The 13,314-nt window shown below is 67.4% G+C and carries 10 protein-coding genes; 4 read left to right on the top strand and 6 right to left on the bottom strand.

What is annotated here, in order from left to right:
• Positions 1-5: 5 nt before the first annotated feature.
• The gene (gene acnA, locus C8D93_RS03290) at positions 6-2,666 is read left to right on the top strand and encodes an aconitate hydratase AcnA (RefSeq protein WP_110263709.1); all 2,661 of its coding nucleotides are present in this window, start codon (positions 6-8) and stop codon (positions 2,664-2,666) included.
• Positions 2,667-2,746: 80 nt separating this feature from the next.
• Here the strand turns inward: acnA and C8D93_RS03285 are convergent, their stop codons facing one another.
• Positions 2,747-3,439 (bottom strand): BPSS1780 family membrane protein, encoded by a 693-nt coding sequence (locus C8D93_RS03285; protein WP_110263708.1) that lies wholly within the window; start codon positions 3,437-3,439, stop codon positions 2,747-2,749.
• A gap of 151 nt (positions 3,440-3,590) precedes the next feature.
• On the opposite strand from C8D93_RS03285, the gene C8D93_RS03280 reads away from it, so the two are divergent.
• Positions 3,591-4,367, top strand: a complete 777-nt coding sequence (locus C8D93_RS03280; RefSeq protein WP_110263707.1) for a ParA family protein — start codon at positions 3,591-3,593, stop codon at positions 4,365-4,367.
• Positions 4,336-5,769: a Si-specific NAD(P)(+) transhydrogenase gene (gene sthA, locus C8D93_RS03275; protein ID WP_110263706.1), complete on the top strand. Its 1,434-nt coding sequence runs from the start codon at positions 4,336-4,338 to the stop codon at positions 5,767-5,769. Before C8D93_RS03280 ends, sthA begins: the two co-directional genes overlap by 32 nt.
• On the opposite strand, the gene C8D93_RS03270 is transcribed toward sthA, so the two are convergent.
• The 5 genes from C8D93_RS03270 to hrcA all read right to left on the bottom strand — a co-directional run bounded on the left by C8D93_RS03270 (position 5,762) and on the right by hrcA (position 12,293).
• A complete protein-coding gene (locus C8D93_RS03270) occupies positions 5,762-7,102 on the bottom strand; it encodes a GGDEF domain-containing protein (RefSeq protein WP_110263705.1) in 1,341 nt (446 codons plus the stop codon). The two genes, sthA and C8D93_RS03270, sit on opposite strands and share 8 nt — an antisense overlap.
• Positions 7,103-7,328: 226 nt before the next feature.
• Positions 7,329-8,453 carry a molecular chaperone DnaJ gene (gene dnaJ, locus C8D93_RS03265; RefSeq protein WP_110263704.1) on the bottom strand — a complete coding sequence of 375 codons (1,125 nt, stop codon included), beginning with the start codon at positions 8,451-8,453 and terminating at the stop codon, positions 7,329-7,331.
• A 143-nt stretch (positions 8,454-8,596) separates the two neighbouring features.
• Positions 8,597-10,519 (bottom strand): molecular chaperone DnaK, encoded by a 1,923-nt coding sequence (gene dnaK, locus C8D93_RS03260; RefSeq protein ID WP_110263703.1) that lies wholly within the window; start codon positions 10,517-10,519, stop codon positions 8,597-8,599.
• Between the two features lie 73 nt (positions 10,520-10,592).
• Positions 10,593-11,144 (bottom strand): nucleotide exchange factor GrpE, encoded by a 552-nt coding sequence (grpE, locus tag C8D93_RS03255; protein WP_110263702.1) that lies wholly within the window; start codon positions 11,142-11,144, stop codon positions 10,593-10,595.
• A gap of 111 nt (positions 11,145-11,255) precedes the next feature.
• On the bottom strand, positions 11,256-12,293 hold the full coding sequence (hrcA, locus tag C8D93_RS03250; RefSeq protein WP_110263701.1) for a heat-inducible transcriptional repressor HrcA: 1,038 nt from the start codon (positions 12,291-12,293) through the stop codon (positions 11,256-11,258).
• Positions 12,294-12,412: 119 nt separating this feature from the next.
• Between hrcA and C8D93_RS03245 the strand changes: the two genes are divergently transcribed.
• Entirely contained in the window at positions 12,413-13,312 is a 900-nt protein-coding gene (locus C8D93_RS03245; protein WP_110263700.1) for an NAD(+) kinase, read from the top strand.
• Positions 13,313-13,314: the final 2 nt, after the last annotated feature.

The following is a 13,314-nucleotide window of genomic DNA, read 5'->3' as shown; positions in this document are numbered from 1 at the left end:
TAGCCATGACGGACAGCTTCAAAGCCAAGTCCACGCTCACTGTCGGTTCCAAGAACTACAGCTACTACAACCTCAAGGCCCTGGAACCGGCCTTCAAGCTCGAGCGCCTGCCCTATTCGATCAAGGTCCTGCTCGAGAACCTGCTGCGGCACGAGGACGGCGAGAACACGACGAAGGCCGACATCGAAGCCCTCGCCGGCGCGGACTTCCGCAAGCTGCCGGCCAAGGACATCAACTTCACGCCGGCGCGCGTGATCCTGCAGGACTTCACCGGCGTGCCCTGCGTGGTGGACCTTGCAGCGATGCGCGACGCGATCAAAAAGCTCGGCGGCGACGCCGCCCGCGTCAACCCGCTGTGTCCCGTTGAGCTGGTCATCGATCACTCGGTGATGATCGACCACTACGGCTCCAAGGATGCGCTCGACCTCAACGCCAAGATCGAGTTCAAGCGCAACGAGGAACGCTACACCTTCCTGCGCTGGGGCCAGGAGGCACTGAAGAACTTCAAGGCGGTGCCGCCGGATACCGGCATCGTCCATCAGGTCAACATCGAATACCTCGCCCGCGTCGTCTTCGAGAACGACGACGGCGTGCTGTATCCCGACAGCTGCTTCGGCACCGACTCGCACACGACGATGGTCAACGGCATCGGCGTGCTCGGCTGGGGCGTCGGCGGCATTGAGGCCGAGGCGGCCATGCTCGGCCAGCCCTCTTCGATGCTGATTCCCGATGTGATCGGCGTGCGCGTCACCGGCAAGCTCGCCGAAGGCGCGACCGCGACCGACCTCGTGCTCACGGTCACCGAGATGCTGCGCAAGCGCGGCGTCGTCGAGAAGTTCGTCGAGTTCTTCGGCCCGGGCGTCGGCAACCTGTCGGCCTCCGACCGCAATACCATCGCCAACATGGCGCCCGAGTACGGCGCGACCTGCGGCATCTTCCCGATCGACAACGAGACGCTCAACTACCTGCGCCTGACCGGGCGCAACGAGCAGCAGGTCGCCGTCGTCGAGGCCTACGCCAAGGCGCAGGGCATGTGGTGGACGCCGGAAGCGCCCGAAGCCGAGTACACCGACGTGCTGGAGCTGGACCTGGGCAGCATCAAGCCCTCGCTCGCCGGCCCCAAGCGCCCGCAGGACCGCGTGCTGCTCACCGACGTCAAGGCCAACTTCCGCAAGGCCTTCGAGAACGAGCAGAAGCTGCGTCCGTCCGCCGGCCCGGCGACGGTCACCGACAACGGCAAGACCTTCGAGCTCAAAGACGGCGCGGTGGTCATCGCCGCGATCACGTCCTGCACCAACACCTCCAACCCGAGCGTGCTGATCGGCGCCGGCCTGCTGGCGCGCAAGGCGCGTGCACTGGGCCTGAAGACGCAGCCGTGGGTGAAGACCTCGCTGGCCCCCGGCTCGCTGGCGGTGACCGAGTACCTGAAGAAGGCCGGCCTGATCGAGGACCTGGAGTACCTCGGCTTCCACGTGGCCGCCTACGGCTGCACGACCTGCATCGGCAACTCCGGTCCGCTCAACGAGCCGATCGGCAAGGCGATCCAGGACAACAAGCTCAGCGTCTCCGCGGTACTGTCGGGCAACCGCAACTTCGAAGGCCGCGTCCACCAGGACGTGCGCATGAACTACCTCGCCTCGCCGCCGCTGGTCGTCGCCTACGCGCTCGCCGGCAGCACCGATCTCGATCTCGCCAGCGAGCCGATCGGCAAGTCGAAGGACGGCAAGGACGTCTTCCTCAAGGACATCTGGCCGTCCAACGCCGAGATCCAGGCCGAGGTTGCGCGCAGCGTGACCACCGAGCTGTTCCAGAAGAGCTACGCCGACGTCCTCAAGGGCGACGCGCGCTGGCAGGGCATCAAGGTCACCAAGTCGGAGACCTACAGCTGGGATGCGAAGAGCACCTACATCCAGAACCCGCCGTACTTCGAAGGCATGACGATGACCCCGCCGGGCATCCCGTCGATTTCCGGCGCGCGCTGCCTGGCCCTGCTCGGCGATTCGATCACCACCGACCACATCTCTCCGGCCGGTGACATCAAGAAGGACGGCCCTGCCGGCGCCTACCTCGAAGCCCACGGCGTCCAGAAGGCCGACTTCAACAGCTTCGGCTCACGCCGCGGCAACCACGAGATCATGATGCGCGGCACCTTTGCCAACACGCGCATCAAGAACGTCATGACCCCGGGTGTCGAGGGCGGCGTGTCCAAGCACATCAACGGCGGCATCGGGCCGGTCGAGCCGATCTACGACGTGGCGATGAAGTACAAGGCCGAGGGCGTGCCCCTGGTCGTGCTCGCCGGCAAGGAATACGGCACCGGCTCGTCGCGCGACTGGGCGGCCAAGGGCACGATCCTGCTGGGCGTCAAGGCCGTGATCAGCGAGTCCTTCGAGCGCATCCACCGTTCGAACCTCGTCGGCATGGGCGTGCTGCCGCTGAACTTCGTCGACGGCCAGAGCGCCCAGACCCTCGGCCTGGACGGCACCGAGGTCTTCGACATCACCGGGCTCGCGCGCGGTGCGTCGGAAGTCCAGGTTGCGGCGCGCAAGGCCGACGGCTCGACGGTGTCGTTCAAGGCGCGGGTGCGCATCAACACGCCGAAGGAATGGGACTACTACGAGCACGGCGGCGTGCTGCAATACATGCTGCGCCAGATGGCGGCCTGATCAGGCGCCGGAGCGGTGATTGACGGAAGGCCCGCGCAAGCGGGCCTTCTGCTTTCTGGAAACCGCGCGAGGCGCGCGGTTCAGCTCACGCCAAGCACGTCGCGGCAGACGCACCAGTAGCTCGCCGTCAACAGCGGCACGACCACCAGCAGCCCCAGGCCGAAGGGGATCGATCCGACGAAGGTCAGAACCAGTCCGATCAGCCCCCAGACCAGCAGCGGCAGCCAGTTGCGGATCGTGGCGGCGAAGCTCAGTTTCACCGCATCGACCGGCCCCGTTCCCGCAAAGCCGACCAGCGGCGTGGCGAAGAACAGCGCTGCGATCAGCACCAGCATGACCAGCAGCACGACGAGCATCACCAGCAGCGTCAGCAGGCCGCCGCCGCCGTCCGCCGCACCGGCGAAGGCTCCGGCCAGACCGAAGCCGGCAACCAGCGCCAGCCCGACGCCGACGACCAGACTCAGCACACCGAGCACCACGAGGCTGCCCAGGCGCGGACTGCTGAAGCCGGCGAACAGGTGCTCGATCTTCAGCGCCTGTCCGGCATCGAGATCGCGCGCACCGGCCAGAAAGCCGTAGGTGAACACCGGAGCGAACAGGGAGAAGGCCAGCGACCCGACCACCGGAATCAGCCCCGCGACGATGGCGATGACGAAATAGATCACCAGGATGGCGATCCACAGGCCAGGGGCGCGCTTGAACAGGGCCCAGCCCTCACCGATCCAGGCCGAGGCCCGGTCGACCCCCACACTGCGAATTCCCGTCTCGTCCATGCGTCACTCCCCGCGTTGGATGTGACCCGAGTATGCCGCCCGCGGCGCCGCGGTCGCCACTGCGCCCCGGCCTGCGGTTATTCTTTGCGCCGCGCGGCACGGTCCGTGCGAGTCCGGGGCACGGCCCCATGACGCGACTACGGAGACGGCGTTGATCAGAGTGGTGTTCAATCAGAAAGGCGGTGTCGGCAAGACGACCATCGTCTGCAATCTTGCGGCGATCGCCGCGTCGAAAGGCTTGCGCACGCTGGTCATCGATCTCGACACGCAGGGCAACGCCACGCAATACCTGTGCGGCGCGGCAGAGCAGCCGCCCGACCGCACGATCGGGGATTTCTTCGAGTCGACGCTGAGCTTCTCGCTGAGCCCGCCGCCGTTCGTCACCTACGCGAGCAACACGCCGTTCGAGAGCCTCGACGTCGTCGCCGCCGATCCGCGCCTCGACGAGCTGGCGGTCAAGCTCGAATCCAAGCAGAAGATCTACAAGTTCCGCGATGCGCTGCGCAAACTGCGGGGCTACGACGCGGTCTTCGTCGACACGCCGCCGGCGTTGAACTTCTATTCGCGCTCCGCGCTGATCGCCGCCGAGCGCGTGCTGATCCCGTTCGACTGCGACGAGTTCGCGCGCCAGGCCCTGTACACGCTGATCGACAACATCCACGAGATCCGCGCCGATCACAACGAGGACCTGCAGATCGAGGGCATCGTCGTCAACCAGTTCCAGTCGCGCTCGAAGCTGCCAACGCGACTGGTCGAGGAACTCAAGGCCGAGGGCCAGCCGCTGCTGCCGCAAACCCTCGGCACCTCGGTGCGCGTGAAGGAGTCGCACGAAAGCCACCGGCCGCTCGTGTTCCTCGACCGTGGACATCGCGTCACGCAGGAGTACCTCGCCCTCTATGAAGCGCTCGAAGGCCGGCGCCGGCGCTAGACGGCGCACACGCGCCGACCGTTACGACGTCGTCGTCATCGGTACCGGCCCCGGCGGCGAAGGCGCGGCGATGATGGCCGCCAAGCGCGGCCGGCGCGTCGCCGTCGTCGAGCGCTTCACCGAAGTCGGCGGCGGCTGCACTCACTGGGGCACGATTCCGAGCAAGGCCCTGCGTCACGCGGTGCAGCAGCTCAGCGACATCCGCGCCAACCCGCTGCTGCGCGACTACCGCAGCGAACTGCGCCTGAGCTATCCGCAACTCCTGCACAGCAAGGACAAGGCGGTCGAGGCCCAGGTCGCGAACCGTCGCCGCCACTACGAACGCAATCGCGTGCCGGTGCTCGAAGGGCATGCCCGCTTCGTCGATGCCCATACCCTGTCGATCGAGCGCCACGACGGCACCGTGCAGCAGGTCGTGTCCGAGCACTTCGTCATCGCCACCGGCTCCCGCCCCTACCATCCGGCCGAGCTGGACTTCTCGCATCCGAACATCCGCGACAGCGACAGCATCCTAGACTACCCCGATCATCCGTTCTCGGTGACGATCTACGGCGCCGGGGTGATCGGCTGCGAGTACGCCTCCATCTTCGTCAACCTCGGCGTCAAGGTCACGCTGGTCAATACCCAGGAGCGGCTGCTGTCGTTCCTCGACGAAGAAATCACGGAAGCCCTGTCCTACCACCTGCGCGAACAGGGCTGCATCATCCGGCACAACGAGCAGTTCGACGGCATCGAGACGCCGGCCAAGGGCGTCGTGCTGAGACTGAAATCGGGCCGCAGGATCCGGTCGGACGTGCTGCTCTGGGCCAACGGGCGGACCGGCAACACCGACCAGATGAACCTTGCCGCGCTCGGCATCGAGCCCAACGGCCGCGGGCAGCTCGAAGTGAACGCCCACTTCCAGACCGCCGTGCCGCACATCTATGCCGTCGGCGACGTCATCGGTCCGCCAGCGCTGGCCAGCGCCGCTTACGTGCAGGGCCGCTTCGCCGCACAGCACCTGCTCGACCCCGCACTGCCGCCGCAACGGCTGGAGACGATTCCGAGCGGGATCTACACCATTCCGGAGATCTCCTCCGTGGGCGCCTCCGAGCGCGAACTGCGCGAGGCGCGGGTGCCCTACGAGGCGGGGCGCGCCTCGTTCAAGCACATCGCCCGCGCGCAGATGGCACAGCAGACGACCGGCATGCTCAAGATCCTGTTCCACGCCGAAACGCTGCAGGTGCTCGGCGTGCACTGCTTCGGCGACCGCGCCTCGGAGATCGTGCACATCGGCCAGACGGTCATGGCCGATCCGGCGCGCAACAGCATGCGCTACTTCGTCGACACGACCTTCAACTATCCGACGATGGCGGAGGCCTACCGCGTCGCCGCGCACAACGGCCTGAACCGGCTCAGCTGAGCCCGTCGGCGCAGGCGGCGCCAGCCAGCACGCTGCGGTTGCGCCCGCTGTCCTTGGCGCGATACAGGGCCTGATCGGCGGCACGCAGTACCTCCGCCAGGTTCGACCCGTGATCCGGATAGGCGGCGACGCCTGCCGACACGGTGATCGCGGGCAAGCGGATCGTGCCATGCTGCAGGCCGCTGCCCGCGAGCGCCTCGCGGACGCGCTCGGCACGCCGTAGCGCCCCTTCGACGGTGGTTCCCGGCAGCACTACGACGAACTCCTCGCCGCCGGAACGGCAGGCGATGTCGTCGGCGCGCGACGTGTCGCGCAGGATCTGTGCGAATTCCTGCAGGGCCGTGTCGCCGGCGTCGTGTCCGTAGGTGTCGTTCAGCTCCTTGAAGCAGTCGAGATCGAAGGCGATCACCCCCAGGCTCGTGCCGTTCGCGCGCGCGCGCCGTTCCTGGATGGGCAAGGCGCTGTCGAGATGACGACGGTTGAACAGGCCCGTCAGCGGATCGCGCATCGACAGTTCGAGCAGGTTCTCGCGCAGCCGCAGATTCGACAGGGCCAGCGCCACCCGGCCGGCGAGCGTCTGCATCAGCATTCTGGCGTGGCCGTCGTCCGGCGCCGGCACGCCGCGGAACTGCAGGACGCCGAGCGTCTCCGACTTCGCCCGCAGCGGCACGCAGATGCTGCGTCCCGCGGCCGGAGAGCGCTCACCGGCCGGGGCGCAGGAGACGCAGGCGACCGCCTCCCCCTTGAGCACCGCGCACTGCTCCGGATCGAAGTCGCCGCACTCGCCCTCCGCGTCACCCCAGCGCGCGGCGGCGCGCCAGTGCGTGGCGCCGGCCTCGTTGAGGTAGACGGCGCCGCCAGCGCCGATCGACAGATCGCCCGCGGCGCGTGCGGCCATCGCCGCCAGTTCGTCGGCATTCACGCACTTCTGCAACAGGGTGCCGAGATGGCTGAGCGTATCGAGTTCACGCGTCCGACGACGCAGCAGCGTCAGCGATTCCGTCAGCCGGCGGTTCGCCGAGTCGAGATCGGCCTCCGCCTGTTTCCGCTCCGCGAGGAAGCGCGACACCTTGGGCAACAGCGGCCACAGGAAAACCGCCGTGGTCAGCGAGATCAGCGCCGTCGCCAGCTTGATGCCGGCATCGAACCAGTAGGCCGGCCGCCAGATATTGAGAATCGCGATCAGGTGGGTCGTGCCGCAGGCGAAGATGAACGCCCCGAACATCAGGAAGATCCAGTCGAAGCGCAGGTCGCGGTTGCGGCGCACGAAGTGCACCAGCGCCACCGGGATCGAGTAGTAGGACGCCGTGATGACGGCGTCGCTGACCACCATGGTCCAGACGAGCCGGGGCGACCACGACAGACAGTATCCGTGCGGCAGGAACCCCGATGGACCCAAAAGGCTGAGGAAATCAGCCAAATACCCGCTCCCGGCGTGACTCGGAATCCAGTCTAGAAGCCCGTTCGCGCCGTAACGCCAGGGGACGCCGAGCGGTCCCGTGCTCCGTCCAGACGGGCTCCGGAGTAGGTTTTCTCTACAGCCGGAACCGCCGGAACGCTCAGGAGGCGCCGGTCAGATCGTCGAAGAAGCGCTTGGCCTTGCCGAGCCAGGAGCTGGCTTCCGGATGGTGCTGGCTCCCTTCGACGTCGAGCGTGTCGCCGAACTGCCGCAGCAGGTCCTTCTGCGCCTTCGACAGGCGCACCGGCGTTTCGACGATGACGTTGCAGTACAGATCGCCCGACTGCGCGCTGCGCACCGAACGCACCCCGCGCCCGCGCAGCCGGAACTGGCGGCCGCTCTGCGTGCCTTCCGGCACATCGATGGACACGCGGCCCTCCAGCGTCGGCACTTCCAGCGCGCCGCCGAGGGCGGCCGTGACGATCGAGATCGGCACGGTGCAGTGCAGGTCGTTGCCGTCTCGGTCGAAGACCTCGTGCGGCTTGACGTTGATCTGCACGTACAGATCGCCCGCCGGTGCGCCGCGCTCGCCGGGTTCGCCCTCGCCGCTCAGACGGATGCGATCACCGGTGTCGACACCCGCGGGGATCTTCACCTCCAGCGTCTTCTCGCGCCGCGTCTTGCCGGCACCGCGACAGGTCCGGCAGGGATCGGTGACCAGGGTGCCGCGGCCGCGACACTGGGGGCAGGTCTGCTGCAGCACGAAGAAGCCCTGCTGCACCCGCACCTGTCCCGCGCCACCGCAGGTCGGGCAGGCGCCCGGCTTCTTGCCGTCCGCCGTGCCGTGCCCGTGGCAGTCACCGCAGTCGTCCCAGCTCGGAATCCGGATCGACTCCGCGGTGCCGAATACGGCCTGCTCGAGGCTCAGCTCCATCATGTAGCGCAGGTCGGCCCCGCGCCGCGGACCGCCCGAGCGTCCGCCACCGAAGATGTCGGCGAAGACGTCGCCGAAGATGTCGGCGAATCCGCCGCCGCCGCCGAAATCGGCACCGCCGCCGCGCTGCAGCCCCTCGTGGCCGTACTTGTCGTAGACCGCGCGGCGCTGCGCATCGGTCAGCACCTCGTAGGCTTCGCTGGCCTCCTTGAACTTCTCCTCGGCCGCCGCGTCACCCGGGTTGCGGTCCGGGTGGAACTTCATCGCCAGGCGGCGGTAGGCTTTCTTCAACTCGTCCTCGCCGGCCTGCTTGGAGACGCCGAGGACCTCGTAGTAGTCGCGCTTGCTCATTCACCTGCCCTGAAAAGCGTCATGCCCGCGCAGGCGGGCATCCACGTCGCGCGGTCGCCGTTCCGCGAAAACGATCCTCAGCGAAACGGCCGGCTTTCGCCGGCCGCTCTGAATCCCCGTCTGCCCGGAGACGATGCTCCGCGTCACTTCTTGTCCTTGACCTCGGTGAACTCGGCGTCGACGACATCGTCGTTCTTGCCGCCGTCCGCGCCTGGTGCGGCGCCGGTGGCTTCACCCGCCGCGCCCTGCTGCTTGGCGAGGACACGCTCCATCAGCTTGGCCGACGCCTGGGTCAGCGCTTCGGCCTTCGCGTCCATGTCGGCCTTGTCGCTTCCCTTCACCGCCTCGCGGGCGGCCGCGATGGCGTCCTCGATCGACTTGCGCTCGTCGGCCTCGACCTCGTCACCCAGATCCTTGAGCGACTTCTCGACGGCGTGGATCATCTGCTCGCACTGGTTGCGCGAGGCGATGAGCTCACCGAACTTGCGATCCTCTTCAGCGTGCAGCTCGGCGTCCTTCACCATCTTTTCGATCTCGTCCTCCGACAGGCCCGAGTTCGCGGTGATGCGGATGCTCTGCTCCTTGCCGGTGGCCTTGTCCTTCGCGGTCACGTGCAGGATGCCGTTGGCGTCGATGTCGAAGGTGACCTCGACCTGCGGCACGCCGCGCGGCGCCGGCGCGATGCCGGTGAGATCGAAGCGGCCCAGCGACTTGTTCGCCGAGGCGATCTCGCGTTCGCCCTGGTAGACCTGGATCGTCACCGCCGTCTGGTTGTCGTCCGCAGTCGTGAACGTCTCCGACTTCTTGGTCGGAATCGTCGTGTTCTTCTCGATCAGCTTGGTCATCTTGCCGCCGAGCGTCTCGATGCCCAGCGACAGCGGCGTCACGTCGAGCAGCAGCACGTCCTTGCGGTCGCCCGAGAGCACCGCACCCTGCACCGCCGCACCGACGGCGACGGCTTCGTCCGGGTTGACGTCCTTGCGTGCTTCCTTGCCGAAGAAATTCTTGACCGCATCCTGGACCTTGGGCATGCGCGTCTGGCCGCCGACGAGGATGACCTCGTCGATCTCGGATGCCTTGAGGCCGGCATCCTTGAGCGCGGTGCGGCACGGGGCCAGCGACTTCTCGATCAGGTCCTCGACCAGCGACTCGAGCTTGGCACGCGTCAGCTTCAGGTTGAGGTGCTTCGGGCCCGAGGCGTCGGCGGTGATGTACGGCAGGTTGATCTCGGTCTGCGTGGTGCTCGACAGCTCGATCTTGGCCTTCTCGGCCGCTTCCTTGAGGCGCTGCAGCGCGAGCGGGTCCTTGTGCAGGTCGATGCCCTGCTCCTTCTGGAACTCCGCCGCGATGTACTCGATCACGCGCAGGTCGAAGTCCTCGCCGCCGAGGAAGGTGTCGCCATTGGTGGCCAGCACCTCGAACTGCTTCTCGCCGTCGACGTCCGCGACCTCGATGATGGAGATGTCGAAGGTGCCGCCGCCGAGGTCGTAGACCGCGAGCTTCTTGTCGCCCTTGACCTTGTCGAGTCCGAAGGCGAGCGCGGCCGCGGTCGGCTCGTTGATGATGCGCTTGACCTCGAGGCCGGCGATGCGGCCGGCGTCCTTGGTCGCCTGGCGCTGGGAGTCGTTGAAGTAGGCCGGCACCGTGATGACGGCTTCCGTCACCGGGTGGCCGAGATAGTCCTCGGCGGTCTTCTTCATCTTCATCAGGATCTGCGCCGAGACCTGCTGCGGCGCCAGCTTCTGGCCCTTGACCTCGACCCAGGCGTCGCCGTTGTCGGCCTTGACGATCTTGAACGGCGAATGCTTGATCGCCTTCTGCACCTCCGCGTCGTCGAAGCGACGGCCGATCAGGCGCTTGACCGCGTACAGCGTGTTGTGCGGATTGGTCACCGCCTGACGCTTGGCGGCGCGGCCGGTGATCGGTTGCGGTTCGTCGGTGTAGGCGACGATCGACGGCGTGGTGCGCTCGCCTTCCGCATTCTCGATGACGCGCACGTTGCCGCCGTCGAGGATGGCGACGCAGCTGTTGGTCGTGCCGAGGTCGATACCGATGATCTTGCTCATGTTCTTGGGACTCCGCGAGTCAAATGCCGTGATATTTGCCTAAGTGGGCGCAAGGGCGACGGATTCAAGGGTCTCAGCTCGCCGCGGGCGCCTTGGCGACCACGACCATCGCCGGCCGCAGCAGGCGCTCGTGCAGGGTGTAGCCCTTCTGCATCACGCTGAGCACGTGGTTGGGCGCGACGTCGGCCGACTCGACCATGGTCATCGCCTGGTGGAAATCCGGATTGAACGGCTGGCCGCTGGGGTCGACCTGCCTGACGCCGTGCTTCTCGAGCACGCTCATCAGCTGGCGCCAGGTCAGCTGCATGCCATCGGCCAGCGCCTTGCCGCTCTCACCGGCCTCGGCCGCGGCCTTCAGGCCGAGTTCGAGGCTGTCGCAAACGGCGAGCAGGTCGCCGATGAGCTTCTCGTTGGCGAACTTGAGCGTGTTCTGCGCGTCGCGCTCGAGCCGGCGGCGGGTGTTCTCCAGCTCCGCCATCGCGCGCAACTGTGCCTCGCGGGCGGTCTGGGCCTCGTTCTCGAGGGTTTCGATGCGCGCCTGCAGCGCTTCGGGTGTCGGGCTCTGGCTGCCTTCCGGTGCGGCGTCGGGCGCCGGGGCGTCGGGCGTCTCCGGGATATCGTTCATGCTGTTGCTGTCGGTGGCTGACGAATGGGCGCCGGTCCGGACCGGCGCAAGCGGGGGCGCATGATACCGGCGTATGCCGGGCGCTGCGTCTCCCTGCCACCTCGATGGGGGTCAGGCTTCGCCTTTCAAGCCTTCCGACAACACCCGCGCGGTTTCCTGCACCAGCGGAATGATGCGCGAGTACGACATCCGCGTCGGCCCGATCACGCCGAGCACGCCGGCCACCTGGCCGTCGACGGTGTACGGCGCGGTGACGACGCTGCATTCGTCCAGCACCCGGTAGCCCGATTCGTCGCCGATGAAGATCTGTACCCCGTCCGACTGCAGGCACTGGTCGAACAGGCTCAGCAGGTCACGCTTGCGATCGAGCGCATCGAACAACCCGCGCAAGCGGCGGATGTCGGCCAGCTCCTCGAAAGCCATCAGGTTCGGTCCGCCGGCGACGACGTAGTCGGCCTGTTCGCCGCCGCGCAGGGCCCGTTCCGCCATCGCCGCGGCATCGTGCAGCATGACGTTGATGCGCGCCTGGGTCTCGCCGGCGTCGCGCGCCAGTGCGCTGCGCAGGCTCACCAGGTCGCGACCGGCGAAGTGTTCGTTGAGCAGATTGGCATAGCGCACCAGCTCGTCGGCGCCGTAGGCGCGGTCGGTATGCACGACGCGGTTCTGCACCTCCTGCTGGTTGACCACGAGGATCGCGAGCACCCGGCTGCCCGACAGCGGCAGGAACTCGATGCGTCTCAGGATCGCCAGATTGCGCCGCGGCACCGTCACCACGCCGGCCATGCGCGTCAGCCGCGACAGCAGGGCCGAGGCGGCCTGCACCAGGTCGGGGACACTGCGGTCTCCCGGCAGCAGGTCGTCGACGATCTGTCCGTATTCCTCGTCGGTCAGTTTCTCCGGCGCCAGCAGCGCATCGACGAAGTAGCGATAGCCGCGCGTCGTCGGCACGCGACCCGCCGAGGTGTGCGGCGACGCGACGAAGCCCATCTCGTCGAGATCGGCCATGACGTTGCGGATCGTTGCCGGCGACAGGCCGAGACCGGCCAGGCGCGACAGCGTGCGCGACCCCACGGGTTCGCCATCCTGGATGTAGCGCTCCACGAGCAGCTTGAGCAGCTCTGCAGCCCGCGCGTCGAGAGATTCGGACATATGCGAAAAATGAAGGACTTGCGTCCGCATTTCAATAGGCGCGGCGGCAGACGCCACGGGGTTTCGTGCTAACGTCGGCGCCGTCCGGGGCCGTCCGTCTTTTCCTGCGCTTCACTCCCATGTCCGAGTTCCGTACCGTCGGGTTGATCGGCCGGCGCGGCGACACGCGCGTCGCGCCGACGCTGCTGCGCCTGTGTGAGATCCTGCACGCGCACGGACGGCGGGTCGTGGTCGAGACCGAGGCTCCGGGCCTCGAAGCCTGCGGCGCGCACGTCGAGCGCAGTGCCCGCGAGACCATGGCGGGACGCTGCGACCTGGTCATCGTCGTCGGCGGTGACGGCACGCTGCTGTCGGCGGCCCGCGCCGGCTCGACCTGGGGCGTTCCGATTCTCGGCGTCAACCAGGGTCGCCTCGGCTTCATGGTCGATGTCGCGCCGCGCGAGATCGACGACATGCTCACCGCCCTGTTCGCCGGCGAGTACCTGCGCGAGGAACGTCTGCTGCTGCAGGCGCGCATCCGCGGCGCCGAACGCGAGGCGGGTCCGTTTCTGGCCATCAACGATGTCGTCATCCGCAACCAGGCAGCCATCCGCATGCTCGAGTTCGAGACCTGGCTGGACGACGAGTTCATCTCGCAGCACCGCGCCGACGGTTTCATCGTCTCCTCGCCGACCGGCTCGACGGCGTACGCGCTGTCCGGCGGCGGCCCGGTGCTGCACCCCAGCCTGGAGGCGATGGCACTGGTTCCGATCTGTCCGCACACGCTGTCCGACCGGCCGATCGTCGTCGGGGCGCGCCAGACCGTGCGCATCGTGCTGCGCGGCCCTGCGGCAACGCTGGCCATGTGCACCTGCGACGGTCAGAACAGCACCCCGCTGCGCTCGGGTGAGGCGCTCGAAGTCGGCGCGGCGGACTCCAGGCTGCGCCTGATCCATCCCAAGAACTACAGTTACTTCAACATCCTGCGCAACAAGCTTCACTGGGGGCGCGGGCCGCAGCTCAACCCTGAAGCAAGCTGAAC

This window comes from Sinimarinibacterium flocculans, assembly GCF_003201205.1.
Lineage (GTDB): Bacteria > Pseudomonadota > Gammaproteobacteria > Nevskiales > Nevskiaceae > Solimonas > Solimonas flocculans.
This window is presented reverse-complemented; position numbering and strand designations above follow the sequence as displayed.